22 protein-coding genes, 10 tRNA genes and 3 pseudogenes are annotated in these 24,955 nt (G+C 68.2%); 13 read left to right on the top strand and 22 right to left on the bottom strand.

Annotation, left to right across the window (positions count from 1 at the left end; translation table 11 throughout):
- The first annotated feature begins 25 nt into the window (after positions 1 to 25).
- The gene (locus ACIBL3_RS00475) at positions 26 to 1,222 is read left to right on the top strand and encodes a Gfo/Idh/MocA family protein (protein WP_396350997.1); all 1,197 of its coding nucleotides are present in this window, start codon (positions 26 to 28) and stop codon (positions 1,220 to 1,222) included.
- Between the two features lie 101 nt (positions 1,223 to 1,323).
- On the opposite strand, the gene htpX is transcribed toward ACIBL3_RS00475, so the two are convergent.
- Entirely contained in the window at positions 1,324 to 2,202 is an 879-nt protein-coding gene (gene htpX / locus ACIBL3_RS00470) for a zinc metalloprotease HtpX (RefSeq protein ID WP_396350996.1), read from the bottom strand.
- A gap of 95 nt (positions 2,203 to 2,297) precedes the next feature.
- Here htpX and ACIBL3_RS00465 point away from each other — a divergent pair, with 95 nt between their 5' ends.
- Both ACIBL3_RS00465 and ACIBL3_RS00460 read left to right on the top strand, forming a co-directional pair.
- The gene (locus tag ACIBL3_RS00465; protein WP_396350995.1) at positions 2,298 to 2,642 is read left to right on the top strand and encodes a VOC family protein; all 345 of its coding nucleotides are present in this window, start codon (positions 2,298 to 2,300) and stop codon (positions 2,640 to 2,642) included.
- A 47-nt stretch (positions 2,643 to 2,689) separates the two neighbouring features.
- A pseudogene (locus ACIBL3_RS00460) lies at positions 2,690 to 2,746 on the top strand (MerR family transcriptional regulator); the annotation flags it as partial.
- A 1-nt stretch (position 2,747) separates the two neighbouring features.
- Here the strand turns inward: ACIBL3_RS00460 and ACIBL3_RS00455 are convergent.
- The 3 genes and pseudogenes from ACIBL3_RS00455 to ACIBL3_RS00445 form a co-directional block, all read right to left on the bottom strand.
- Positions 2,748 to 3,125 (bottom strand): annotated as a pseudogene (locus ACIBL3_RS00455) (LLM class flavin-dependent oxidoreductase); the annotation flags it as partial.
- A gap of 16 nt (positions 3,126 to 3,141) precedes the next feature.
- A pseudogene (locus ACIBL3_RS00450) lies at positions 3,142 to 3,474 on the bottom strand (LLM class flavin-dependent oxidoreductase); the annotation flags it as partial.
- Between the two features lie 97 nt (positions 3,475 to 3,571).
- Entirely contained in the window at positions 3,572 to 3,904 is a 333-nt protein-coding gene (locus ACIBL3_RS00445) for a hypothetical protein (RefSeq protein WP_396350994.1), read from the bottom strand.
- 21 nt (positions 3,905 to 3,925) lie between these two features.
- Here ACIBL3_RS00445 and ACIBL3_RS00440 point away from each other — a divergent pair, with 21 nt between their 5' ends.
- On the top strand, positions 3,926 to 4,723 hold the full coding sequence (locus ACIBL3_RS00440) for a hypothetical protein (protein WP_396350993.1): 798 nt from the start codon (positions 3,926 to 3,928) through the stop codon (positions 4,721 to 4,723).
- 405 nt (positions 4,724 to 5,128) lie between these two features.
- On the opposite strand, the gene ACIBL3_RS00435 is transcribed toward ACIBL3_RS00440, so the two are convergent.
- The 3 genes from ACIBL3_RS00435 to ACIBL3_RS00425 all read right to left on the bottom strand — a co-directional run bounded on the left by ACIBL3_RS00435 (position 5,129) and on the right by ACIBL3_RS00425 (position 8,367).
- On the bottom strand, positions 5,129 to 6,430 hold the full coding sequence (locus ACIBL3_RS00435) for a hypothetical protein (RefSeq protein ID WP_396350992.1): 1,302 nt from the start codon (positions 6,428 to 6,430) through the stop codon (positions 5,129 to 5,131).
- A 511-nt stretch (positions 6,431 to 6,941) separates the two neighbouring features.
- The gene (locus ACIBL3_RS00430; RefSeq protein WP_396350991.1) at positions 6,942 to 7,577 is read right to left on the bottom strand and encodes a DAPG hydrolase family protein; all 636 of its coding nucleotides are present in this window, start codon (positions 7,575 to 7,577) and stop codon (positions 6,942 to 6,944) included.
- A gap of 37 nt (positions 7,578 to 7,614) precedes the next feature.
- Positions 7,615 to 8,367, bottom strand: coding sequence for a GntR family transcriptional regulator (locus ACIBL3_RS00425; protein ID WP_396350990.1), 753 nt, complete (start codon positions 8,365 to 8,367; stop codon positions 7,615 to 7,617).
- A 50-nt stretch (positions 8,368 to 8,417) separates the two neighbouring features.
- Between ACIBL3_RS00425 and ACIBL3_RS00420 the strand changes: the two genes are divergently transcribed.
- Genes ACIBL3_RS00420 through ACIBL3_RS00390 form a run of 7 tightly spaced genes read left to right on the top strand, consistent with a single transcriptional unit; the run spans position 8,418 to position 18,848 of the window.
- Positions 8,418 to 11,132, top strand: coding sequence for a UxaA family hydrolase (locus tag ACIBL3_RS00420; protein ID WP_396350989.1), 2,715 nt, complete (start codon positions 8,418 to 8,420; stop codon positions 11,130 to 11,132).
- A gap of 11 nt (positions 11,133 to 11,143) precedes the next feature.
- The gene (locus ACIBL3_RS00415; RefSeq protein ID WP_396350988.1) at positions 11,144 to 12,034 is read left to right on the top strand and encodes a fumarylacetoacetate hydrolase family protein; all 891 of its coding nucleotides are present in this window, start codon (positions 11,144 to 11,146) and stop codon (positions 12,032 to 12,034) included.
- On the top strand, positions 12,031 to 13,482 hold the full coding sequence (locus ACIBL3_RS00410) for an aldehyde dehydrogenase (NADP(+)) (RefSeq protein ID WP_396350987.1): 1,452 nt from the start codon (positions 12,031 to 12,033) through the stop codon (positions 13,480 to 13,482). Before ACIBL3_RS00415 ends, ACIBL3_RS00410 begins: the two co-directional genes overlap by 4 nt.
- Positions 13,479 to 15,296, top strand: a complete 1,818-nt coding sequence (locus tag ACIBL3_RS00405; RefSeq protein WP_396350986.1) for an IlvD/Edd family dehydratase — start codon at positions 13,479 to 13,481, stop codon at positions 15,294 to 15,296. The genes ACIBL3_RS00410 and ACIBL3_RS00405 overlap by 4 nt, the downstream gene beginning before the upstream one ends.
- Positions 15,296 to 16,603, top strand: a complete 1,308-nt coding sequence (locus ACIBL3_RS00400) for a DUF2088 domain-containing protein (protein WP_396350985.1) — start codon at positions 15,296 to 15,298, stop codon at positions 16,601 to 16,603. The genes ACIBL3_RS00405 and ACIBL3_RS00400 overlap by 1 nt, the downstream gene beginning before the upstream one ends.
- Positions 16,600 to 17,466 carry a U32 family peptidase gene (locus ACIBL3_RS00395; protein WP_396350984.1) on the top strand — a complete coding sequence of 289 codons (867 nt, stop codon included), beginning with the start codon at positions 16,600 to 16,602 and terminating at the stop codon, positions 17,464 to 17,466. The genes ACIBL3_RS00400 and ACIBL3_RS00395 overlap by 4 nt, the downstream gene beginning before the upstream one ends.
- A complete protein-coding gene (locus tag ACIBL3_RS00390) occupies positions 17,463 to 18,848 on the top strand; it encodes an FAD-binding oxidoreductase (protein WP_396350983.1) in 1,386 nt (461 codons plus the stop codon). The genes ACIBL3_RS00395 and ACIBL3_RS00390 overlap by 4 nt, the downstream gene beginning before the upstream one ends.
- Positions 18,849 to 18,968: 120 nt before the next feature.
- Here ACIBL3_RS00390 and ACIBL3_RS00385 read toward each other — a convergent pair whose 3' ends face one another.
- From ACIBL3_RS00385 to ACIBL3_RS00350, 8 genes are all read right to left on the bottom strand, one after another.
- The gene (locus ACIBL3_RS00385) at positions 18,969 to 19,157 is read right to left on the bottom strand and encodes a hypothetical protein (RefSeq protein ID WP_360518161.1); all 189 of its coding nucleotides are present in this window, start codon (positions 19,155 to 19,157) and stop codon (positions 18,969 to 18,971) included.
- 54 nt (positions 19,158 to 19,211) lie between these two features.
- Positions 19,212 to 19,295: transfer RNA gene (locus ACIBL3_RS00380), tRNA-Tyr, on the bottom strand.
- Positions 19,292 to 19,636 (bottom strand): methyltransferase family protein, encoded by a 345-nt coding sequence (locus ACIBL3_RS00375; RefSeq protein ID WP_396352288.1) that lies wholly within the window; start codon positions 19,634 to 19,636, stop codon positions 19,292 to 19,294. The genes ACIBL3_RS00380 and ACIBL3_RS00375 overlap by 4 nt, the downstream gene beginning before the upstream one ends.
- 62 nt (positions 19,637 to 19,698) lie before the next feature.
- Positions 19,699 to 20,526 (bottom strand): alpha/beta fold hydrolase, encoded by an 828-nt coding sequence (locus ACIBL3_RS00370; protein ID WP_396352287.1) that lies wholly within the window; start codon positions 20,524 to 20,526, stop codon positions 19,699 to 19,701.
- Between the two features lie 96 nt (positions 20,527 to 20,622).
- Positions 20,623 to 20,712 (bottom strand) — tRNA-Ser (locus tag ACIBL3_RS00365).
- A gap of 42 nt (positions 20,713 to 20,754) precedes the next feature.
- Positions 20,755 to 21,945 (bottom strand): RtcB family protein, encoded by a 1,191-nt coding sequence (locus ACIBL3_RS00360; protein WP_396350982.1) that lies wholly within the window; start codon positions 21,943 to 21,945, stop codon positions 20,755 to 20,757.
- Between the two features lie 28 nt (positions 21,946 to 21,973).
- Positions 21,974 to 22,065, bottom strand: a tRNA-Ser gene (locus ACIBL3_RS00355).
- Positions 22,066 to 22,343: 278 nt separating this feature from the next.
- Entirely contained in the window at positions 22,344 to 22,802 is a 459-nt protein-coding gene (locus ACIBL3_RS00350) for a hypothetical protein (protein ID WP_396352317.1), read from the bottom strand.
- On the opposite strand from ACIBL3_RS00350, the gene ACIBL3_RS00345 reads away from it, so the two are divergent.
- Positions 22,734 to 23,024, top strand: coding sequence for a hypothetical protein (locus ACIBL3_RS00345; RefSeq protein WP_396352286.1), 291 nt, complete (start codon positions 22,734 to 22,736; stop codon positions 23,022 to 23,024). The two genes, ACIBL3_RS00350 and ACIBL3_RS00345, sit on opposite strands and share 69 nt — an antisense overlap.
- Before the next feature lie 65 nt (positions 23,025 to 23,089).
- Here the strand turns inward: ACIBL3_RS00345 and ACIBL3_RS00340 are convergent.
- The 7 genes from ACIBL3_RS00340 to ACIBL3_RS00310 form a co-directional block, all read right to left on the bottom strand.
- Positions 23,090 to 23,162: transfer RNA gene (locus tag ACIBL3_RS00340), tRNA-Gln, on the bottom strand.
- 34 nt (positions 23,163 to 23,196) lie between these two features.
- Positions 23,197 to 23,643 (bottom strand): HNH endonuclease, encoded by a 447-nt coding sequence (locus ACIBL3_RS00335; RefSeq protein WP_396350981.1) that lies wholly within the window; start codon positions 23,641 to 23,643, stop codon positions 23,197 to 23,199.
- Positions 23,644 to 23,712: 69 nt separating this feature from the next.
- A tRNA-Leu gene (locus ACIBL3_RS00330) sits at positions 23,713 to 23,789 on the bottom strand.
- A gap of 35 nt (positions 23,790 to 23,824) precedes the next feature.
- A tRNA-His gene (locus tag ACIBL3_RS00325) sits at positions 23,825 to 23,901 on the bottom strand.
- Positions 23,902 to 23,903: 2 nt separating this feature from the next.
- Positions 23,904 to 23,977 (bottom strand) — tRNA-Arg (locus ACIBL3_RS00320).
- Positions 23,978 to 24,069: 92 nt separating this feature from the next.
- Positions 24,070 to 24,145 (bottom strand) — tRNA-Pro (locus ACIBL3_RS00315).
- Positions 24,146 to 24,319: 174 nt separating this feature from the next.
- Positions 24,320 to 24,388 (bottom strand) — tRNA-OTHER (locus ACIBL3_RS00310).
- A gap of 485 nt (positions 24,389 to 24,873) precedes the next feature.
- Here ACIBL3_RS00310 and ACIBL3_RS00305 point away from each other — a divergent pair.
- Positions 24,874 to 24,949 (top strand) — tRNA-Thr (locus ACIBL3_RS00305).
- Positions 24,950 to 24,955 lie beyond the last annotated feature (6 nt).

Raw genomic sequence — 24,955 nt, 5'->3', positions numbered from 1 at the left:
ATAAATGTGTGATTGCCTAGCGTCCATGGGAATCAGCATCGGTGTGGTCGGAGCCGGCCAGTTCGCCCCCTCGTTCCTGCGACTGTGGTCCGCGCACCCGGATGTGTCCGACGTGCGACTGACCGACGTCGTACCCGAACGGACCGCCGAGATGGCGGCCAAGCAGGGGATCACCCTCACCTACCAGTCCTTCGAGGAGATGCTGGCGTCCGACGTGGACGCGGTGGCGATCTTCACCCAGCGCTGGCTGCACGGTGAGATGGCGATCCGCGCGCTGGAGGCCGGCAAGCACGTGTACTCGACCGTCCCGATGGCGATCGAGGCGGACCAGATCGCCCGCATCATCGAGCTGGTCAAGGAGACCGGCCTGACCTACATGATGGGCGAGACAAGCTTCTACTACCCGTCCTCGGTGTACTGCCGGCAGAAGCTGGCCGACGGCTCCTTCGGCCGGGTGTTCTACGCCGAGGGCGACTACGTCCACGACATGGACCTCGGGTTCTACGCCGCGTACCAGTACAGCGGCGGCGACGAGTGGAAGAAGACCGCCTCGTTCCCGCCCATGCTGTACCCGACGCACGCGGTCGGCAACGTGCTCTCGGTGACCGGCCAGCACGCCACCCACGTCTCCTGCATCGGCGTCGCAGACGACCGCGGTGACGGCGTCTTCGACAAGGAGATCAGCCAGTTCGACAACGACTTCAGCAACGCCACCGCGCTGTTCAAGCTCGCCGACGGCGGCGTGATGCGGACCAACGAGATGCGCCGCGTCGGCTACCCGTCGCACATCCGTGAGTCCCGGCTGCGGGTGTTCGGGACCGAGGGCAGCTTCGAGCAGCTCGCTACCACGACGGTCTGGCAGAACAAGGAGGGCGTGGAGGACATCAGCCAGCTGATGGAGACCAAGCCGAGCAGCTCTTTGGACGACGCCGACCTGGCCAACGTCGACCCGGCCCTGCGGGACGCGTTCCGCTCCGGCCTGTCCCCGGTCCACGACCGCAGCCGGCTCCCCGCCGAGTTCGATGGCCTCCACAACGGCCACGAAGGCTCCCACCACTTCCTCGCCGACGACTTCGTCCGCGCAGTCGCCGACAAAACCCTCCCACCCATCAACGCCTGGGTAGCCGCCCGCTACACCCTCCCCGGCATCTACGCCCACCAGTCCGCCTTGCAGGGCGGCGTACAACTAGAAATCCCCGACCACGGCGACGCGCCGGCCTAGCCCACGGCCGGGTCGGTCAGGCCCCGAGTTGTGCCCCGACAACCTCGCCTGAGCAGGAGAAAGGGCCGACCGGTGATCCGGTCGGCCCTTCTTGTTGGGGGTTAGGCGGCGGCTAGTTCGCGGGCTTTCGCCTTGAGGCGGGCGATGCGGCGGTCCATCGGGGGGTGGGTGGAGAACAGGGCGGCGATCCCGCGCCCGTTGAGCGGGTTGGCGATCATCAGGTGGCTTTGGGTTGCCACGCCGGAATCAGTCGGCAGCGGCATGGCCGCCGTACCGCGGCTGATCTTGGCGAGGGCACTCGCGAGGGCCAGCGGGTCGCCCGACAACTCGGCGCCGTCGTCGTCTGCGGCGTACTCACGTCGCCGGCTGACCGCCAGCTGGATCAGGCCGGCTGCGAACGGAGCGAGTAGCACGGTCAGCAGCGTCGCCAGCGGGTTGGGGGCGTCCTCGTCGTCGGACGAGCCGAGCGGGAGGAAGATCGCCAGGTTGGCCAGCGTCGTCACGATCCCGGCCAGCCCGGCCGCGATGCTCGAGGTGAGGATGTCGCGGTTGTAGACGTGCGCCAGTTCATGCCCGAGTACGGCGCGGAGCTCGCGGCGATCCAGGACGCGCAGGATCCCCTCCGTCACTGCGACCGCTGCGTGCTCCGGGTTGCGTCCGGTGGCGAACGCGTTCGGCTGGGCAACCGGGCTCATGTAGATCCGCGGCATCGGCTGACCCGCCCGCTGCGCGAGCTCGGCCACCACGGCGTACAGCTCCGGCGCCTGCTGCGGGCTGACCGGTCGAGCAGCCATCGAGCGCAGCGCGAGTTTGTCGGAGTTGAAGTAGAGGTAGGCGTTGAGGCCCAGCGACAACACGGCCGCGATCAGCACACCCGTCGTACCGGCGATGTATCCGCCGACGACGATGATCAGGGCCGTCAGCAGGGCGAGGAGTACGGCGGTCCTGAGCGCGTTACCGGCGCGTCGAAGACCGGTCATTCATCATCACTCTCCATCGGAAAGGTCTTTGACTGCAGGAACATCGCCGGTGCGACCGGTATTCCCGCTGGCCTGGTCGGTTCGTACGATGCGGTATGGCTCTCGACCTGTTTGCGGAGATGTCCGTGTCGGACTACCCGGGTGCGCTCAAGTGGTACGAGCAGCTGCTCGGGGCGGCGCCGGTGATGTACCCGAACGACATCGAGGCGGTGTTCGAGCTGGCCGAACACCAGTACCTCGTCGTCGAGCACCGACCCGACCATGCCGGCCATGGCCAGGTCACGATCTTCACCGAGGACTTCGACGAGCGCGTCACGGCGATCACCGACCGAGGCGTTGAACCGGCCCTTCGCGAGACCTACGACAACGGCGTCCGCAAATTCATCTACAAAGACCCCGACGGCAACGAAATAGGCTTCGGCGGCGCCCCTGCCGAGTAGGTCAAACACTCACATGCCTGTGAGGGGCACGTCGTACGCTGAAGAGCATGAGGATCGGGGAGCTTGCGGAGCGGACGGGGGCTTCGCGGCGGTTGTTGCGGTACTACGAAGATCCCGCGGATCGCGGCCCGCCTCGCGGGCGGCGTCGTAGAACGTGGTCGCGACCGTGAGCAGTTCCTCCGCCGAGGAGGTGATCGGGATCAGGCCGTCCGCGATCCGGCCGGCGCGTTTGATGGCGGCCGGTGACGTCCCGGCCAGCAGTACCGGAAGGTGGGCTTGGACCGGCTTGGGGTTCACCTGCGACGGCGCGATCCGGTAGAACTCGCCTTCGTGCCGGACCGGGTCCGGGCCCCAGGCGGCCCGCATCGCGGTGATGAATTCCTCCGTACGGGCGCCCTTGCGCTGGCTCGACACGTTGGCCGTCTCGAACTCGGTGTGCTGCCAGCCCTGTCCCAGACCGGCGATGACTCGACCGCCGCTGATCCGGTTCCAGGGTGGCGAGCCGTCGGGCGAGCATCACGGGTACGTGCAACGGCGCCACCAGGACCGCGGTCCCCAGCTTGATCCGCTCAGTCGCAGCAGCGACATAGCTCAGCGTCTCCAGCGGCTCATAGACCGAGCCGTAGAACTCCGGCAACATCTCGGGCTCACCGCCCGTCCACAGCACAACCTTGTCGAGCGGCCGAAGCAGCCGCTCAAACGTCCACAAGGCACTGAAGCCAAGCCGCTCAGCTTCCTTCGCAACCTTGACAATCGTCTCCGCCGAAGCCTCCGGCCCAGCAGTGGGCAACGCAAGCCCGATCTCCACAGCTCCTCCAACAGATGCCTGCATGGCACCAATCGTTGAACCGTCACATGGATGTGAAGGTCAAATCCGAGCCGGTGTGAGGTCGTGCACATTCAGTGCTGGCCCGAGGTGATTGTGGTGCTTAGCATCGAGGCGTGGGGGATTCTGATCCGCGCGGCGCCGATGGGGCGAGCGCGAACCCGATGATGCGGATCTCGAGCGTTGGCGCGAGCGTCAGCGCGGGCTGGCCGATGTCTACGCGCAGGGGCAGTTCGCACTGGACGCCGGCCTTGAACTCCGGCCGATCACACGGGATCTCGCCGAGCTGTTGTGGTCGTTCCACGACGACCGCCGGCTCTGGAAGCAGCTGCGGAAGCAACAGATCGTTCTGGAAGACCTCGACGAGGCCAGACGAGTTCAGTTGCGTGCCGCCACCGACATCGATTGGGCGCCGTTCCTGCGTGAAGCTGGGCACCAGGAACCACCGTCGGCCGAAGTGCTGGCCGATGAGTTCCGGATGGATGTCCGCCGCGCGATCCGCGACGGCGGCGTCTACACCCGCGACCTCCGAGCCCGGGTTGCCGACCTCGCGACCCGGCTCGATCGAGCCCTGGCGGATCAGCGTCCGGGTGCCGTCGCGAGGCTCCGCTCGTACCTGCGACTGAGCCTGCCGGTGGCAGGCCGGGCTGCGCTCGTGAACGGTGTCGCGGCTGCGGCGGGAGCCGGAGTGACCCTGGCCGTGACTCCACTGGTGGGTCCGTTCGCCGCCGTGGGTGGTGCGGTCGTCGGCGGCGCCACCAGGGCCGCGTTGGATCGCGCGCTCCCGGCGTGGGAGGCAGAAACCGACAGTCGGGGATCCGATGGCCCCACCCGGTCAGAGGTCATCAGGACCGTCATCGAGCGACTCCGGCCGGAGGTGACCGGCGCCGAGGCGGAAAACCTTCATATGCTCGGCGCAATGTCCCGGCGATATCCGCCAGGAACCAGCATGCTGAGCGTTGCCACCGAGGCTGGTGCCGAGAATCGCTTCAGGTCAGCGCTCGATTGGATCGACCGCACCCTCGGCGCCGTCTTCGTCGCCTGGCAGCACGCCGTCAGCACCGACACCTTCGCGGCGCAACCGTCGTTCACCCAGCAGCTGGAACATCTCGCCGATGACTTGTCTCGAGCCCGCAGAGCACTGGCGGATCTCGGCGTCGAAGGCATCACCCTGGAGGAACTGGCAGTCCACCTGCAAGAGCACGTCGCCGCCGTCCTCAGCCAACTACCACCAGGCCATGGAAGACAAGCCTGACGGCAACGGGCGACGGAGGTCGGCATGAGAGCTATGGCATGGAACAACGGGCAACACCGCTCATCCGGAGCCGGGTACGGGATCAAATTCTCTCTCGCGGATCGTGACCGCTTCTTTCGGCCAGAATGGGAGGCCGTCCGCCTGGACATACCGGGCGAAGGGATAACGTCGATCCCGGTGTCGCGGTCGTTCTGGCGGCGATGCAGCGAGTTGAGGAGTGCAGCCGTCGGTCGGTGGCTGCGTCGGACGGGAGAAGCGCCCTGGCCCAAGGGCGAACCTCCGAGTCTGAACGTCGAACACGTGGAGGGTTCTCTGTTTCGACTGCGTTCTGAGTGATCGCCCGAACCGATCCACGGTGGCCGCCCGCAGACGGCTGCATGGTGCGCCGTAGGAACGCTGCCGCGGTCAGGACGCGTGGGCCGGAAGCACCAAGAGCGTTCCGTCGCTGTGCTTCTCGATCTCAATAACCACGTCCGCAGTCGGCGCAGCACCGCCAACCCCGTCTCCGAGGGCCCTGAGTCGATAGGACGTCTCGAGCAGACCATCAACCTGCTTTCGAGTCATGACCTTGTCGATGAGCCGTTTTGGAGACCGCAGCTCAAGAGCCGACAGCCGTAGAAGGACGGCAGCAACGCGTGCTTCCAACTCATCGATCCGCTGCTGGTCGACCTTGAGACTGCGGACGAAGTTCTCAAACGGGTTGTCTGGGTCGCTCTGCCCAGCCTCCACGCCCTGCAAGACGACCACCCTGCGCTTGAGCGCGATGGCGAGAGCCGCCAGTTCAAGATGGGCACGGAACTCGCCGCCCTCTTCAGCAATGCCAGGAAACGCCTCCTCCAGATCGGGGAGCTCAACGCGATTACCACTGATGGCGTCGAGTGCGGCCTCCCACTTCTGCACCCGGCGGACCGCATTCTCCGTCGCAGTACTGATCGCGTGAACAGCCGAATCGAGACCGAGCGATGCCCCGACCCTTCCGCGGTCCAGTAACAATGCGGTGGCCTTGTCGATGGCGTCGCGGCAGCCGTCCAGCTCGTTGCGCTCCCGCTCCAGGTTTTCGTTCTGAAACTTCTCCAACAACTCAGCGATGTGTTCGATCGCCTTCTGTCGCCGATGGTCGGCATACGCGCTCGCACCGACTGCGACCGCCATCAGTATCAGTGGCGCGGCAACAGTCATCGCAGTTCCCGCAGTGACAGTACCCACGGCCGTGCCCGCGGCTCCGGCTGCGGTTGTTTGGACCGGCACGAAGGTGGCTTTGGAGGCAACCACGTTGGTCGCTGTGCCAACGAAGTCGCCGTAAATACCGTTCGCGGCAGCTTTGGACGCCATCGGTTTCACGAGACCTTTGCCAAGCTGTGCGGCAACCTTTGCGGGAACCACCATCCGGTAGAGCACCTCACCAGACCCCGCGACCTGCGCGACCGCCGGCACGGTCTTCGCATTCGCTGACACCAGACGCGACAGCTCCTGCGCGAGGGGGCTCACAGCGTCCAGCGGCATGCCCGCCGTACGCTCGCGCTTCTTCGGCAGCGCATGCGCTTCCAAGGTGACCACTGGAACCCGTGAGAACGCGGCGAGCGCTGAGCGAAGGTCGGCCAAGCGTTCCGGCGTGAGCGCGTCTTCGCCAGCCAGCGCCGGAACGCCCGGGGAGTCGGACGTGGACAGCGTCCAGACGGGCACGACCGGGGTGTCTTCGTCGCTCATGGATCTCCCTTGGTGAGGCTTCCAGATGATAACGGTCCGCGGCGACAGAATGGATGCGCCCACGAGCTGATCGCTTCGGCTCGCTTGACCAGCCGCGACCGCAAGGATCATCGACTGCGGCGGGTACTGCGTGTTCACCGTCAGGGCCAACCAGAAGACGTTCCACCACGCCGTCAAGACGTCATGGCGACCCTGAGGAACACCGTGATCAGCGTGTCCGGCTCGCAAGTTGCGACAGCATCGCGACAGCCCGATGTCGTCATGCCGCAGACGCCGAACGATGCATCAATCTCCCGCTGACCTGCTGAACACGACTATGCCGAGGCCCTGGGGTTCGAACCAGTTCGTGTGACCACGGTTGACGCTGGCGAAATGCGGTTCGCGGGGTAGTCAGGGCGGGCGGTAGCCCGCGAGGTGCCGGCGATAGCCGGCAAGGGGATGCACGGCGATGAGCCGGGGGTGGGTGGGAGCGTGCGGGCGCAGGCGTGGGCTGGACACTCCCACGCGCGGCTTACGGTTCGTGGTCGGCGCGGTAGCGGTAGAGGTCGGGGAGGAAGTTTTCCAGGTTGCCTATTTCTTCTATGTGGTGGCGGATCCAGGCGGCCAGTTTGGCTGGGGGAAACGCTCGGGTGTGGGCTACCCGGTTGAGGATGAGGCCGGCTAGGGGTGTGGTGTCGCCGATGGTGAGGCGGGTGACGTAGCGGGCGCCGCCGTTGTAGGGCGTGAACTCGTTTTCCAGGCGGATGAGCGACGTACCGAAGAGGCGTTTGGAGATGATCGCGGCCTGGGCGTCGATGGTTTCGACGGTGACCTGGATGTCGATCAGTTTGGTGACGTCGCGGCCCAGTGCTTCGGTGATGTGCAGGCTGGTGCCGGGCTGGACGGTCGGGGTCGACGCCTCGTAGGAGATGTGGTCGAGCGGGTGCCAGACCAGGTAGCGGGGCAAGGTCTTGCCGGCGTACCGCATGGTTCCGGGGACGTGGGAGTACCACCACGCGAGCATCTCCGGGGTCACCTGGGACAGGGGTGAGTGGCGGACCGTGACGACGGTTCGGCCGTCGGAGGCCTTGGTCCAGACGGCCGCGGACCCGAGTGGGCGGAGCGGCCACAGCACGGGCCGCGGTTCAGGGAGTTGCGGTGCCGTCATTCCCTGCGCGTGCCCCAGCGGCGAACTCCGAAACCGTTCAGTCGTAGATCCGGCGGAGGCGGACGGACATGGAGTTGTCGATGTGCTGGTTCATGGCCGCTTCGGCGGCTGCTGGATCGCCGGAACTGATCGCGTCGACGAGGGTGCGGTGCTCGGTGAGGACTTCGGGGCCGATGTCGCGTTCGTAGTGCAGCCGGAAGATGTGCAGGTGGCAGTGGGTGCGCTCGAACGCAAGCCGGACTTGCTCGCTCCCCGACAGCGTCGCGATCAGCGAGTGGAACCGGTTGTCGTGCGCGGTCAGCGACTTGTAGCCGGCATAGTCCACTGAGGTCGGTTCGACCGCGTTCGCGAGCTCGGCCTTCAGGCGGGCGCGGCCGTCGTCGTCGATCAGCTCGGCTGCCCGGCGGGCCGCCCATGGCTCTAGCAGCCGGCGGAAGCGGTACAGGTCGTCGAACTCCTCCAGTGACAGCAGCGGGGTCGCGCGGTACCCCTTCAGCGGCTCCTTGACCGCGAGCCCCTCCGACTCGAGCCGGGCCAGCGCCTCCCGGACCGGGGTCGACGACACCTGGAACTCCCGGGCCAGCCCGTCGATCGAGATCCGGGCGCCGGGCCGGATGACGTGGTCCATCAGCATCGTCTTGATCGCCTCGTACACGTCGTCGGCGAGCATCTGCCGCCGCAGCAACCGCCGGTCCTGCGGCTCCACGATGTCCGTCATCGGCCCTCTCCGGATCCTGGTCGCGGTCTTGACCCGGCCGGTCGTCTTCGGCAGGGTTACGTCTGTAATCATGCATCATGCACGATTCGGGGTCACTGAGCCAGATCCACGAGAGGCGAGGCATGTTGAGGTTCGACGAGGTCGGCGTACTGCCCGAGCCCGAGGACAACGCGGCGATCTGTTCCCGCCGGCTGGACGCCGGTACGACGATCGACCTCGACGGCAGCGTGATCACCCTGCCGCACACGGTCCTCGAGGGGCACCGGTTCGTCGTCCGGCCGGTGCGGACCGGCGAGGCGGTGACCTCCTGGAACACCCCGTTCGCCCGCGCCTCCCGTGATCTCGTGCCTGGCGACTACGTGTGTACGCCGACCAGCCTGGCCGCAGTCACCGCGCGCGGAGTGGAGGGTCTCCCGACCGAGCCGTCGGCGACCAACGAGCCGCTCGACCCGTACCAGCTCGACGAGTCCGCGCTGAGCTTCGGCGCCCAGGTCACCAGCGTCGAGCAACCCGGGACATTCCTCGGGTACCCGCGAGAGCAGGGCGCGGCGGGTACCCGCAACCACGTGGTGGTGATGGCGACCAGCTCCCGGAGCAGCGGGTTCGTCACCGAGCTGGCGCGGCGCTTCGACGGCGCGGCCGCCGGGGACGGCGTCGTACCGGTGGCACACACCGAGGGCGGCGAGGACGAGGCGCCGAACAACCTGGACCTGCTGCTCCGGACGCTGGCCGGCTTCACGCTGAACCCGAACGTCGGCGCCGTCCTGATCATCGACACCGAGGACGACGTGGTGTCCGGCCAGGCAGTCCAGGACTACATGACGGAGCACGGCTACCCGTCGATCAAGGTCCCGCACGCGTTCTTCACCCGCCGCGCCGGTTTCGAGCACGACCTGACCACCGCCGGCGCCCTGATCGAGCCGTGGTTGCCGATCGTCGACGCCCAGCCGCGGGTCGAGGTCCCGCTCGCCGATCTGAAGATCGCCCTGCAGTGCGGTGGGTCCGACGCGTTCTCCGGGATCTCGGCGAACCCGCTGGCCGGTCTGGTCGGCGCGGAGGTGATCAAGCACGGCGGCGCCGCCGTACTCGCCGAGACCGACGAGCTGATCGGCGCGGAGCCGTACGTGCTGAAGAACGTGCGCGATCTGGCGACTGCGAAGCGCTTCCTCAGCACCATCAAGTCGTTCAAGGAACGCGTCGGCTGGCACGGTCACACCGCCGAGGGCAACCCGTCCGGCGGCAACGTGTACCGCGGCCTCTACAACATCGTGCTCAAGTCGATCGGCGCCGCGCGGAAGCTGCCGCGCGAGGTCCGGCTCGACCACGTGATCGACTACGGCGAACCACTCCCCGGCAACGGCTACATCTTCATGGACAGCCCCGGCAACGACCTCGAGTCGGTGGCCGGCCAGATCGGCAGCGGCTGCAACCTGATCTTCTTCACCACCGGCAACGGCTCGATCACCAACTTCCCGTTCGTGCCCACGCTCAAGTTCGTCACCACGAGTGCCCGGTACGAGCGTCTGCACGCCGAGATGGACGTGGACGCGGGCCGCTACCTCACCGGTACGGCGATGACCGAGCTGACCGCGGACACCTTCGACCTCACCGTCCGGGTCGCATCGGGTGAGCCGAGCGCGGGGGAGCGGGCCGGCCACAGCCAGGTGTCGATCTGGCGGAACTGGCGCCAGAAGGGGCCGCGCGAGGGCATCTCGATCAGCACCGACGGCCGGATGAGCCGCAAACTGACCGACCTCCCGGCCGAGGACCGCGACGCACCGCTCGACGGCCTCCCGCTGACCGGGCTCGGCACGAACGCGCGGACCGCCGTACGGCTCCTGCAGGTCGACGACCGGCTGGTGCCGGAGTCGGTCGGCCTGATCCTGCCGACCAGCCTGTGCTCCGGCCAGATCGCGCTGCGGCTCGCCGCCCAGGCGGAGCTGGAGAAGTGGGCCGGTGACGCGGTCACGCGAATGGTCGCGCTCCCGCACACCGAGGGCTGCGGCAGCAGCGGCGGCGCGTCGGAAGAGACGTTCGCCCGCACGATGCTCGGCTACCTGCTCCACCCCAACACCCGGATGGCGCTGCTGCTCGAGCACGGCTGCGAGAAGACCCACAACGACTACTTCCGCTCCCGCCTGGTCGAAGCCGGCGCGGACCCGGCCCGCTTCGGCTGGGCCAGCATCCAGGCCGACGGCGGGCTCGAGGCCGTTGGGACGAGGGTGCGCGACTGGTTCGGCAGCTTCGACCTCCAGGCGCCGGTCGAGTACGACGGGACGGTCGGTGAGCTCACCGTCGGGCTCGAAGCCCGCGGACCGCTGTCCGACGAGACAGCCGAGGCGCTGGCGCTGATCGGCCGCGAGATCGTGGGCTCCGGCGGTTCCGTCGTACTCTCCTCGCGCGGTGCACTGCTGGCCCACAAGGTCTTCCGTACGGCGGCCTTCGGGTCGTCGGATCAGCTCGAGTCGACGATCGCGCACGGGCAGCGGTTCGTCGAGCCGGGCTGGCATGTGATGCGGATGCCCGGCACCGACTGGATGGAGACCGCGACCGGCTTCGGGGCCGGCGGGGTCCAGCAGATCCTCGCGCACGTCGCCGGCGGCACGTTGTCCGCGCAGCGGTTCGTCCCGGTGGTCGAGTTCAGCAACGACCCGGAGACGGTCGCGAAGTACGGCGACGACCTCGACGCCGTCGCCACCGGCGACGCGGCCGAGCAGGCCCGGACCGGACTCGACACGATCGCGGCCGTCGCCGGCCGCCGGCTCGTCCCCAAGGCAGTTGCCTCCGGCAACGTCGGCTTCCAGATCACCCGTGGTTTGCTCGGCACCTCGATGTGAAAGGCATATCTATGCACCTGGTCCGTTACCAGTCCAACGACGGCCGGCCCGTCGTCGGTGTGCGCACCGGCGACACCGTGGCTCCGCTGGAGGGCGTGAACAGCTTCGCGGAGCTGCTGCGGCTCCGGCTCGACGAGCTGCAGACCGCGGTCGCCAAGGTCGGCCAGGAGGTCCCGGCCGCCGGCCTGAGGTTCCTGCCGCCGCTCGACAGCCGCGGTGAGGTCTGGTGCGCGGGTGTCACCTACGAGCGGTCGCGCGGCGCCCGGATGGAGGAGAGCACCGAGCAGTCCGTGTACGACAAGGTCTACACCGCCGACCGCCCCGAGCTGTTCCAGAAGGCGCCGGCCTGGCGGGTCGTCGTGGACGGCGAGCCGGTCGGTATCCGGTCCGACTCCGGTCACGACGTACCGGAGCCGGAGCTCGCCGTGGTCGCGAACAGCCACGGCGAGATCGTCGGCTTCACCGTCTGCAACGACATGAGCTCACGCTCGATCGAGGGCGTGAACCCGCTCTACGTGCCGCAGGCCAAGCTGTTCGCCGGCGGGTGCGCGCTGGCCGCCGGGATCCGGCCCGCCTGGGAGGTGGCGGACCCGAAGGACCTCACCATCGACCTGGTCATCGAGCGCGCCGGCGACGAGGTGTTCGTGGGTACGACGTCCACCGCGAAGCTGGTCCGGAACCTCCAGGACCTGATCGACGCGCTGTTCCTGCCCAACGACTTCCCGGACGGCGTGATCCTGGCGACCGGCACCGGCATCGTGCCTGAGCTCGACTTCGCGCTCGCCGAGGGTGACGTGATCACGATCACCATCGCCGAGGTCGGAACGCTGACGAATACGGTGGCAGTAGGCCGGGACCCGTTCGCGTTCCTGGCAACCGAGAACCTGGAGGAGAAGCGATGATTCCGGACACCACGCCCGCCGAGCTCGAGCAAGCCCTGACCGACGTGGCGGCCGCCGCACCGGCGCTCGGCGCCTCGGAGCCCGCCGTCCGGGCCGGGTGGATCCGCGCGGTGGCGGACGCGCTGGACGCGGCCGCGGACGAGCTGGTGCCGATCGCGATGCGGGAGTCGTCGCTGCCCGAGCCGCGGCTGCGCGGCGAGGTCGCGCGCAGCACCGGCCAGCTGCGGATGTTCGCGGACGTGCTCGAAGAGGGCTCGCTGCTGGAAGTGATCATCGACACCGCCGACGCGAACGCGAAGCCGGTGCCGCGTCCCGACCTGCGCCACGTGCTGGTGCCGCTCGGCCCGGTGCTGGTGTTCGCCGCCAGCAACTTCCCGTTCGCGTTCAGCGTCTGCGGCGGCGACACCGCGTCCGCGCTGGCTGCTGGTTGCCCGGTGATCGTTAAAGCACACCCCGGCCACCCGGATCTGTCCGCGAAGACGGCCGAGGTGATGATCGAGGCGCTGCGGGTCGCCGGCGCTCCGGCGGGCGCCTTCGGCCTGATCCAGGGCTTCGACGTCGGCGTCACCGCGCTGAAGGACCCACGGATCACCGCGGCCGGGTTCACCGGTTCGGTCCCGGCCGGCAAGGCGCTGCACGAGATCGCGGTCACCCGGCCCGAGCCGATCCCGTTCTACGGCGAGCTCGGCAGCCTGAACCCGGTCTTCGTGACCCAGGCCGCGGTCGATGCCCGCGGCAAGGACATTGCGACCGGGTACGTCGGCTCCTTCACGCTCGGCGTCGGTCAGTTCTGCACCAAGCCGGGGCTGCTCTTCCTGCCGTCCGGCCACGGCCTGCAGGACCAGTTGACCGAGGCGGCCGGCGGAGTGGCCGAGGCGCCGATGCTGAACGACCGGATCAAGGACGGCTTCGCCTCCGGCCTGGACCGGCTGCAGAAGGTCGAGGGTGTCCGGGTCTGGGCGTCCGGTGGCGCGACGCTGCTGCAGACGACCGTCGCCGAGCTGCTGGCCCGCCGCGACGAGATCCTCGAGGAGTGCTTCGGCCCGGTCTCGATCGTCGTCGAGTACGACGGCCTGGACGAGCTCAAGGCCGCCGTCGAGGCCTTCGAGGGCAACCTGACCGCGACGCTGCACGCCGAGTCGTCGGACACCGAGCTGGCCGGTGAGCTGCTTCCGTTGCTGACGGCAAGGGCCGGGCGGGTGCTCTGGAACGGCTGGCCGACCGGAGTCGCGGTGTCCTGGGCACAGCACCACGGCGGCCCGTTCCCGTCGACCGTCGGCTCGATCCACACCAGTGTCGGGGTGACCGCGGCCCGCCGCTTCCAGCGCCCGGTGGCTTACCAGGACGCGCCCGACACGGTGCTGCCCGCCGTACTGAAGGACTCGAACCCGGCCGGGATCAGCCGCCGGGTGAACGGGACTGTGACAACAGGTGAGGTGTCTCGATGACCGATCTTCCCCCGACCAACGACCCCGGTGAGGGTCAGGTCCTGCCCGGTGAAGGGCATCCGCAGCAAACCGGACGGCGCAGCTTCGATCACTGGTTCGGCGAGGAGGGCCGCAACGGCTTCATCCACCGGTCCTGGATGCGTTCGCAGGGCTTCTCCGAGGAGGCGTTCGACGGCCGCCCGGTGATCGGCATCTGCAACACCTGGTCCGAGCTCACCCCGTGCAACGCGCACCTGCGCCGGGTCGCCGACGCCGTGAAGCGCGGCGTCTGGCAGGCCGGCGGGTTCCCGCTCGAGTTCCCGGTGATGTCGCTCGGCGAGACCCTGCTCCGGCCGACCGCGATGCTGTTCCGCAACCTGCTCAGCATGGACGTCGAGGAGTCGCTGCGCGGCAACCCGCTCGACGGCGCGGTGCTGCTGACCGGCTGCGACAAGACCACGCCGGGCTCGATCATGGGCGCCGCAAGTGTCGACCTGCCGACCCTGGTGGTGACCGGCGGCCCGATGCTGAACGGCAAGTTCCGCGGCTGCGACATCGGCTCCGGTACGGCGGTCTGGCGGTTCACCCAGGACCTCAACGCCGGCCGGATGTCGCCCGAGGACTTCGCCGCGGCCGAGGCGGGTCAGTCGCGTAGCAACGGTCACTGCATGACGATGGGTACGGCGTCGACGATGGCCTGCATGGCCGAGTCGCTCGGCCTGCAGTTGACCGGTGGCGCAGCGATTCCCGCGGTCGACTCCCGCCGCTACGTGATCGCCCAGAAGTCCGGTCAGCGGATCGTCGAGATGGTGAAGGAGGACCTCAAGCTCAGCGACATCCTGACCCGGGACGCCTTCGCGAACGCGGTCCGCGCGAACGCCGCGATCGGTGGCTCGACCAACTTCGTCATCCACCTGCTGGCGATCGCGGGCCGGGTCGGCGTCGACATCACGCTGGACGACATCGACGAGTGGGCCCGTGGGGTGCCGTGGCTGGTGGACCTGCAGCCGTCGGGCAAGTACCTGATGGAGGACTTCTACTACGCCGGCGGGCTGCCTGCGGTGCTGAAGGAGATCGAGCCGCTGCTCAAGACCGACGCGATCACCGTGACCGGCAAGTCCATCGGCGAGAACATCGCGAACGCCGAGCGGATCGAAGCGGTCATCCCGGGTGGCACGGCGGACCAGACCTATGCGGTGATCCGGCCGGTCGGCGACCCGCTCGGGTCCGGCGCGGGAACCGCCGTACTGAAGGGCAATCTGGCCCCGGACGGCGCCGTCATCAAGCAGTCCGCGGCGTCCGAGCGGCTGTCGCAGCACCGTGGCAAGGCGCTGGTGTTCTCCAGCATCGAGGAGTACGACAAGGCCGTCGACGACCCGGATCTGGATGTCGACGAGGACACCGTGCTGGTGCTCCAGAACGCGGGACCGCGCGGCTACCCGGGCATGCCGGAGGTCGGCAACATGACGATCCCGCGCAAGCTGGCCGAGGTGGGCATCGACGACATGGTGCGGATCTCGGACGCGCGGATGAGCGGTACGGCGTACGGCACCGTCGTACTGCACGTCACGCCGGAAGCGGCCGTGGGTGGTCCGCTGGCGCTGGTGCGGACGGGTGACTGGATCGAGCTCGACGTACCGGCTCGGCGGCTGCACCTCGACGTACCGGAGGAGGAGCTGGAGAAGCGGCGGGCCGACTGGCAGCCGCCGGCGCCGCCGTCGGATCGCGGGTGGGCTCGGCTGTACGTCGACCACGTCACGCAGGCGAACCAGGGCTGCGACCTGGACTTCCTGGTCGGCCGCACCGGCTCGTCCGTAGCGAGGCAGAGCCACTGATGTCCTCCTGGGGCCCGTTTGATGCCATCCGGGGGCTTCGGCCGACCGGTGTGATCCCGCAGGTCACGCCGGTACGGCGGCTGCTCCCGGACCTCCCCGCCTCGGCTGATCCGTACACCGACGCCTTCAACGCCTTGGAGCCGTTGCGTGCCCAGATCCGACCGGGCGCTCGGATCGCGGTGACCGCCGGCAGCCGCGGGATCCACGACCTGGTGCCCGTGGTGAAGGCGGCTGTCGACTGGCTGACCGCGGTCGGTGCCGAGCCGTTCGTCGTACCGGCAATGGGCTCACACGGCGGTGCGACCGCCTCCGGTCAGCTCGAGATGCTGGCCGGGCTGGGCATCACCAAGGAGTCGGTCGGTTGCCCGGTCGAGGCGACCATGGAGACCGTCGTCGTCGGCACGCTCGAGGACGGTACGCCGGTACACCACGACGCGCTGGCGGCGAAGGCGGACGGCGTACTGCTGGTGAACCGGATCAAGCCGCATACGGACTTCCGGGGCCCGATCGAGAGCGGGCTGGCCAAGATCCTGGCGATCGGCCTCGGCAACCACGCCGGCGCGGCGTCCCTGCACGCCGGCGGGATCCCCTCGCTCGGCGGCGCGATCGAGGCCGCCGCCCGGATCGTCATTGCCCAAGGCAAGATCCTCGGCGGTCTCGGCATCCTCGAGAACGCGCTGGAACGCACCGCCGCGGTCGAGTTCGTCGAGGCCGATGGCATTGCCGGACCGGCCGAGAACGCCTTGCTGCAAAGGGCTGGCAGCCTGCTCGGGCGGTTGCCGTTCGACGAGCTCGACGTCCTGGTGGTGGACGAGCTCGGCAAGGACAAGTCCGGCGCCGGCATGGACACGAACGTGATCGGCCGGTGCTGGGTGCACGGGATCCCCGAGTTCGAGTCGCCGTCGATCGCGGCGATCACGGTGCACTCGCTGTCCGGGGCCTCGCACGGGAACGCGTCCGGCCTCGGCCTGGCCGACGTGATCCCGGCGCGGATCCTGGAGCAGATCGACCTCCGGGTCAGCTACGTGAACGCGTTGACCTCCGGCGCCGGCGGAGCCCGCCGGTCCCGGCTGCCGATGGTGATGGAGGACGACGAGGCCGCCGTCCTGGCCGCCGCCACGATGTGTGGGCGGCGGGACTGGTCCGAGCTCCGGCTGGCCCGGATCAAGGACACCCTTTCCCCGAACGAGTTGATGGTGACGCCGGCTCTGCTGACCGAGGCAGGTGACCGCTTCGACCTGGAGATCACCGGGACGGCCCGGGACCTGACGTCGGCCGGCCGGCTCGGACCCTGGAGTGACGCATGAACCTTCGCGAGGCACACGCGCTACTGGCCGACCGCGGCTTCCGCCCGGGCGACACGTCCGCGGCGACGTTCCCGGACGGATCGCCGCACAAGATCGAGATCCCTTCCTGTGAAGGGCCGCGGGTGATGGCGGCCGTGCTGGAGGAGGCCAAGACCCGTGGTGTGACGATCGACCGGGTGTCGCAGGGCAGCGGCGTGATGATGCTGACCGACGCCGAGATCGAGGAGATGCTCTCACTTGGCGCGTCGGCCGGCGTCGAGGTCTGCCTGTTCCTCGGCCCGCGCGGCGCCTGGGACATCGGCGGCCAGGCCAAGGTGTCCGCCACCGTCGGTGGTGTTGCCCGGGGCAACGAGATGGTCGCGGCGTCGCTGTGTGACGCGTTCCGTGCGGTCGAGCTCGGAGTGCGCAGCCTGCTGGTCGGCGACATCGGCGTACTCGAGATCCTCGGTGAGTTGAAGGTCGACGGCTCGCTGCCGTCGGACCTGGTGCTGAAGACGTCGGTGCTGATGCCGCTGCCGAACGCGCCGACGGCCCGGCTGTACGAGCGCCTCGGCGCGACCAGCCTGAACGTGTCGACCGACCTGCCGGTCCCGGTGCTGGCCGAGATCCGCTCGGTGACGTCGGTGCCGATCGACATGTACATCGAGGTCCCGGACGACCAGGGCGGACACGTGCGGTTCTACGACGTACCGGAGATCGTCCGGGTCGCGGCGCCGGTGTACCTGAAGATGGGGCTGCGGAACGCGCCGAACATCTACCCGGTCGGCGCGCACCTCTCCGGAACCGCCGAGGCCCTCGGCCGCGAACGGGTCCGCCGGGCCGAGTTGATCCTGCGCCTATTGGCCGAACAGGATGAGGGATGAGTTCTTCCGATCCGCTTGTCACCCGGCTCCGGTCGGTGCTGGGTGACAAGGGTGTGCTGGACGATCCCGACGTACTGGACGCTCATCGCAACGATCACGCGACCTTCTGCACGGCCGGCGTACCGCGGGTGCTGGTGCGGCCGTCGTCGACGGCCGAGGTTTCGGAGGTGCTGAAGGCCGCCGGCGAGTTCGGCGTGCCGGTGGTCGCGCAGGGAACGCGGACCGGGCTGTCGGGGGCGGCGAATGCCATCGACGGGTGCTTGCTGCTGTCGACCTCGCGTATGAACCGCGTGCTCGAGGTCTCGGTCGAGGACCAGGTCGCCGTCGTCCAGCCCGGTGTGGTCAACGCCGAGTTGTCCCGCGCGGTGCTGGAACAGGGATTGTTCTACCCGCCGGATCCGTCGTCGTGGGAAATGTCCACGGTGGGTGGCAACATCGCCACCAACGCCGGTGGGTTGTGCTGTGTGAAGTACGGCGTGACGTCGGACTTCGTGCGTGGACTGGAGGTGGTGCTGGCGTCGGGTGAGGTCGTCCGCACCGGCCGCCGGTCGGCGAAGGGCGTCGCCGGGTACGACCTGACGCGGTTGATCGTGGGATCCGAGGGGACGCTCGGTGTCGTCACGGAGGCGACGCTGGCGCTGCGTCCTGCGCCCGAGGCCGCGTTGACCGCGGCGGCGACGTTCCTGTCCATCGAGGACGGGATCGCTGCTGCTGCCGCGGTGATGGCGTCCGGGCTGCGGCCGTCACTGCTGGAGTTCCTGGACGGGCCGACCGCGCGGGCGATCCAGGACTACCGGGACATGGGGCTGCCGGCCGATGTCGGGTCGCTGCTGATCGCCCAGTCGGATCGCGGTCCGCGGGCGGCCGAGGACGTCGCTCGGATCGCCGCGATCTGTTCCGAGCACGGGGCCGTCGAGGTCGCGGAGGCGTCCGACGCCGAGGAATCACGGATGCTGCTCGAGGCTCGGCGGCTGGTCAACGCCGCCTTGGAGCCGTTGGGTGTCACGTTGGTCGACGATGTCGCCGTACCGCGGTCGAAGCTGGTCGCGTTGCTGCGCGGTATCGCCGAGATCGGCACGAAGTACGACGTACTGATCTGTTGCCCAGGGCACGTTGGGGACGGAAACATGCACCCCACCGTGATCTTCGACCGCCACGATCCGGCCGCCGAGGCGCGGGCCCTGGAGGCGTTCGGCGCGGTGATGGACCTCGGGTTGGCGCTGGGTGGCACGATCACTGGCGAACACGGCATCGGCACGTTGAAGACCCGCTGGCTCGAGCAGGAGCTCGGCCCGGCCGGCCTCGACCTGCAACGCCGGATCAAGCAGGCCTTCGACCCCGGCAACCTGCTCAATCCGGGGAAGGTCCTGGAACGCTTCTGAGGTTTTGGAGTCCCCCTGCCTGGAGTCGAACCAGGGACCCGGCCTTCGGAGGGCCGGGCGTGCATCCGTCACCAGAGGGTTTGTCGGGTACGCACTTGCTGGTGCGTACCCGACGGGTGGTCACTCGTCGACCGAGACGACGCGCATCCAGTCGGAACAGTCGGCTTCGCACCACACGTGATCGCCACGGTGGGCGATCCGGTCGCGCTGGACGTGCCCGCAGGCGAGCCGCACCCGGCGCATCGCGTGACCCTGTTTGACCGGAGCACCGGTCCTACCACCCGGAACCCGCTTCCTGAGGTCGGCCATGGCCGGTCCTCCTCTCTTGTCACATTGATAGTTGCTGAAGGCATCTTTGCCTCGTGCAGGAGACAGGATTCGAACCTGCTCAGCCCAAGGGCAACGGGTTTACAGCCCGCCCCACCTCTCCCACGGTGGCGCTCCTACAGATAGCGGCGGACGTTCGCGCGGTACTCGCGGTACTCGTCCCCGAACTTCGTGGTCAGCCCGCGTTCCTCACCGACAACCTCCCGGTGGATCGCCGCGCCGACGAGTGGCATGGTCGCCACCACCCATCCGGACCGGGTGATCAGACCGACCCCCAGCTGCAGCAGGATCCAGCCGACGTACATCGGGTTCCGGCTGATCGCGTACGGGCCTTTGGTGACAAGCGCTTCAGGCTTTGCCAGGTCCGTAGTCGCCGCCCGCACCGAGCCGGCGATCACCAGGCTACCTGCGGCGAGCGCCGCCCATCCGGTACGGCGTTTGCGCAGCCGCCACGGTCGCACCTGTTCCAACGCGAACCCGACCGCGATCCCGGCCAGACTGGCCTCGGGAATCGGGACGTTGGTTAGCTTCGCGTCCGTGCGACCTCCTCGAGAAACGCCTCCGGCTGCTCGATGTGCGGGACGTGCCCGGCATCGTCGATCACCCGCAACGGCCAGTTCAACCGTTGGCTCGCTTCGAGCGCAAGGGGCAATGGAACGAACCGGTCCTGTGCGCCCCACAGCAGCGACGTCGGTACGTCGATCGGCTCGCGGACCTGTTTGGTGCAAGTGCGGATCAGCTGCCGCATCGTTCGCTGGACGTGCGGCACCACGGCACGACTCCGTGTGTAGGTGGTGAACGCGTCCATCCAGTCCGGCGACTTCCGCCGTACCTGATCAAGGTCCGCGAACGCCCAGCGCTCGAACCGCACCATGTTGTCCTCGGTCGGCCGCACGGCGAACCTGATCGCCGTCACCCGAAGCCCGATCGGCATCCGATACCGGCCGACTCCGGGAGCCGCGTAGATCACCAGTTGGCGCAGCAGTTCGCCGTGCTTCGCCGCGAACCGGGCAGCCATCGTCCCGAGCAATGAGTGCGTGATCAGGATCGGCGGCTCGTCGCAGGTCAGCCGCAGCAGCTCGGTCATCCAGCGACCGAACGTCTCGTCGTCCAGCCGGTCAACCGGATCAGACTCCCCAAGCCCTGGTACGTCGGGCACGACAACCTGATGCTCGTCCGCAAGCCGGGCCAGCACCGGCGCCCAGTAGACGCCACCGCACTCGATACCCCCGTGCAGCAACACCAGCGGCGACCCATGCCCACCCTCCAGGAGGACTGTGGACACGCCGCCGACGTCGATCCGCCGTTCATTGACCGGCAGATCGCGCAGCAGTCGTGCGCGTTCTGGCATCACGTTCTTCAGGCTAGGTTCGGGCTCCGCCCGACCGCTTCCGAAGAACTACCCAACTCACGGACACCGGCGACTGCGAACAACTGCGTACGTACGCGGTGAGGGCGAGATTCGAACTCGCGGACCAGGGCGAACCCGGCCGACGGTTTAGCAAACCGCTGCCCCTGCCTGCAGGCGGACCTCACCAGCACGGTCCTGCCGTGTCCCCTGACCACGGCAGGACCACTCTCAACCCTTGACGCAGATGACCTGCTTGAGGTGGGCGACGACCTCGACCAGGTCGGACTGAGCCGCGATCACCGACTCGATGTCCTTGTACGCCGCCGGGATCTCGTCGATCACGCCGGCGTCCTTGCGGGACTCGACGCCGGTCGTCTGGGCGATCAGGTCGTCGACCGTGTACCGGCGCTTCGCCTCGTTGCGGCTCATCCGCCGGCCTGCCCCGTGCGAGGCCGAGTAGAACGACCGCTCCGACCCGAGACCGCGAACGACGTACGACCCGGTCCCCATCGAGCCGGGGATCAGCCCGAGGTCACCGCGACCCGCCCGGATCGCGCCCTTGCGGGTGACCAGCAGGTCGAGCCCGTCGATGTGCTCCTCGGCCACGTAGTTGTGGTGGCACGAGATCGGCTGCTCGAACCGGACGTCGTACGGGAACGAGTCCCGGACCGCCTGCATCACCAGCGCAAGCATGACTGCGCGGTTCCGGGACGCGTACTCCTGCGCCCAGGTCAGGTCCCGGCGGTACGCGTCCATCTCCGGCGTACCGGACAGGAACACCGCCAGGTCACGGTCCGGCAGGTCCGCGTTGTGCGGCAGCGTGCGGGCGATCCGCATGTGCCGCTCGGCGAGCTCCTTGCCGATGTTCCGGCTGCCCGAGTGCAGCATCAGCCAGACGCGGTCCTCGTCGTCGAGGCAGACCTCGATGAAGTGGTTGCCGCCGCCCAGCGACCCCATCTGCTGGTGCGCCTTCTTCTCCCGGTCCTGCACCCCGTCGTGCAGGCTCGAGAACGAACCCCAGAACCGGTCCCAACCACGGTCCAGCCCGAGCTTGCGCACGCTGACCGGGTCCTCGTGCGCCCGGAACCCGACCGGCACGGCGGCCTCGATCCGGGACCGGATCGCCGACAGGTCGTCCGGCAGGTCCGCGGCCGTCAGCGAGGTGAGGACGCCTTCCATGCCGCACCCGATGTCGACCCCGACCGCGGCCGGCGACACCGCCTGCTTCATCGCGATCACCGAACCGACCGTCGCGCCCTTGCCGAGGTGGACGTCCGGCATCACCCGGACACCGTGCACCCACGGCAGCGCCGCAATGTTCCGCAGCTGCTGCAGCGCCTGCGCACCCACCTCGTGCTCCCGCGCCCACATGAGCGTGGAGCTCTTGGCCCCACTGAGCTCAACCGGAAACCCGTCCATCTCCCCACTCTCCTCGATCGTGTGCATGCGGCGGAAGCAGGTCTCGAACCTGCACGCCCGCTGAAGGGCTGACCGTTTTCGAAACGGCTGCCGTTAGGCCGAAACTCGGCTTATTCCGCCAGGTCTGGTGATCTCTGATCCTTCTGCAAACTGTCGGTGGCTCTCGGTAGTTGTTGGCCATGAGCCCACGCCTTCCAGCACCGGAGTCGCGAACCTGCCGGTCGTGCGGCAAGGTGTTCGTCACCAACGAATCGCGCTGGAAGTGCTGGCCGTGTCGGGATCGAGTACTGGGTCATCCGTCGTGTCCCGAGTGCGGTGAACGCATGTCTCGCACAGCCGTGCGCTGCCGCTCCTGTGCGAACGGCGGCCCGCAACCACCCGTCAAAGAGATGTCGATGTCAGCCTTGGCTTGGATCGCAGGACTGATAGAAGGTGAGGGCACCTTCACCAACTCTGGATCCACCTCCGTGCTTCGAGTAGTCATGACCGATCTCGACGTTCTGCAGCGGCTTGAGCGGATCACCGGTGTCGGCCTGATCCGGCCCGTAGCCAGCAGGCAGCCACATCACAAGCAGGCTTATGGGTGGCAGGTGAAGCGACGAGAACACCTCTTGCCGCTCGCGAGGCTGTTGTGGCCACTGATGGGTCAGCGACGGCGAAAACAGATGGAGTCCTGCAAGACACTCGCTCAGGTTTCCTGGCCCGATACCTGGTCGTCTCCAACGGAGTTGACCGGTCCGGCCGCAGCCTGGGTCGCCGGTGTCTTCGAGGGCGAAGGTTGTTTCACCTTGACGAGGCGTCACGGTGGCCGGATCAACTTGGAATCCACGGACGCTGACGTCGTCGAGCGAGTTCACGATCTGACCGGTGGTGATCTGTACCGCCAGGCTGCCCGGAAGGAGAACTGGAAGCCAACCACGATTCTTGCGATCCGTGGGCGCACCAACCTCCGTCGGGTGCTGCCGCCGATCCTGCCATGGCTGCTCCAGCGCCGAGCCGCGCGTGCTTGGCCCATCTACGAGTGGGCGAGGAGTACCGGTTGGACCGAGCGTGGAGATCCCGGGTGTCGAACCCGGTGAGACGACCGTGCAAGGGTCGCTCGCGTGCCGACGCGATCCCCGGACGCCGGGTGGCCGGCGTACCGCTGCCAGGGCAGGGCTCGAACCTGCGGGACCTCGGGTCAGAACCGAGGGTGGGTCACCGTCGCCCACCTGGCATCGCGCTCCGGCGCGACACCTCGGTGGTGTCGCGTCAGAGCGCTATCTCCGCACGCGAGGGGATCCACGGCTGCCACAGCAGTGGCATGCCGGCCTCCTCGGGCGTGCGTGAGCCCTTCTTCTCGTTGCAGGACGCGTGCGCGGCGACGGCGTTCAGCCACTCGCCACGTCCACCACGTGACCGCGGCACCACATGGTCCATGGTGGTCGCGCCGGGCCGGCCGCAGTACGCACAGGTGTGCTTGTCGCGCTTCAGTACGCCGGCCCGCGTGTACTGCAGGCGTCCGGCGGCGTAGCGCCACTTGGTCACGACGTACCGCACCAGGCGCAGCACGCGGGGGAGCGGGAACGGTCCGATGCTCGCGCCGTCGTGCGCTTCCTCGACGACGGCGACCTCCCGGACGAGCATCCGGATGGCGTGCGGAATCGACACGACGTGCAGCTGCTCGTACGAGGCGTTGAGAACGATCACACCGCTCATGTGGTTCCTCCTCCCATCCAGTGTGCCCGACAGCGCGCCGCCAGGTCGGCTGATCTCGGTGTGGTCGTGTGGTGCGGCCCCGGGGACTCGAACCCCGAACCTTCTGGTCCTAAGCCAGCTGCCTCTACCAATTGGGCGAGGGCCGCAGATCTGCTGGTACGACGGTCTGTTGCTCTTCGTGTGGGGTGTCCGGCGGGGCTCGAACCCGCTTCCTCCGGGGTCACGTCCCGGTGCATCGACCGCTTCTGCTTCGGACACAGCACGCCCGGCAGGACTCGAACCTGCACTCCCCGGCTTCGTAGACCGGTGCTCTCTCCCGTTGAGCCACGGGCGTCCGGTGCCCTGCGCCGGATGTGGTGCGGATTTCCGGCGCAGGGCACGTTCGTGGCGCCCGCTCGGCCGGTAGCTGAGCATCCTGCGGGCGCCTGGTCCAGCTGGAGGGACTCGAACCCCCGTCGTCCTCAACCCAAATGAGGCGGCCTAGCCACTGGCCCACAGCTGGTGACGTCCCCGGGGTCGGCCCGGGGACGGTGCCCGGGACGTGCCCGGGCGTCTTCCCCGGCGCACGGGCGGCGCCGCAGGGAAGGTCCGCCCGGCCTCGGCGGCCCGGCGGAAAATGCGATGAATGTCCAGTTGTCAATTGTTCGGGTCGGTATTCGTGAATACCGCACAAAAGCATCGGTGGAAGGAATCGAACCCTCGCGCCCCGGGTTTGGAATCCGGCCGGCAACCATTGCGCACCGACGAGGCAAAAGAAAAGAGCCGCCTGATGCCGGACACCCGGCTCAGACGGCTCCCTGGGACGATCTCCCGCTGGAGATCACCCAGGTGGGCCGCCCGGACTGGGGCTCAGCTCGGCGCCGAGCTGGTGATAAAAGACGGATCGGCTGTCGCGCACCGGTCGCGGACACACCGACAAGGCAATGGCTCCCCGCCACGCCTCCATCGCGTTCCACGTCCTGGTCACGGTCATCTCCTCGAAGTCTTGTAGTTCCTTGCGGGCATTAGTCTCACGCACACCCATCAAAGAAGTCAACGCATTTCCCAAACCCTTTGTTCCCACTGCAATTCCGCACCCCTCCGACGCGCCGCCTACCCCTCGCGTTCCGGCCCACCTCCCCCTGCTACACCCAGTCACCCACTCGCTACCCCCATCCCCTCACCCCGCCCCCTCACGTATCCGATTCGGAATCTCCCCCACCCTCCCGCTACACTCTTGCCTCGGCACCCGCCGCCTTAGCTCAGTCGGCAGAGCGTCTCACTCGTAATGAGAAGGTCGTCGGTTCGATTCCGACAGGCGGCTCCACCCAAA

This window comes from Kribbella sp. NPDC050124 (assembly GCF_044460355.1).
GTDB lineage: Bacteria > Actinomycetota > Actinomycetes > Propionibacteriales > Kribbellaceae > Kribbella.
Note: the sequence above shows the minus strand (reverse complement) of the source record. Positions and strands in the feature narration are given on the sequence as shown.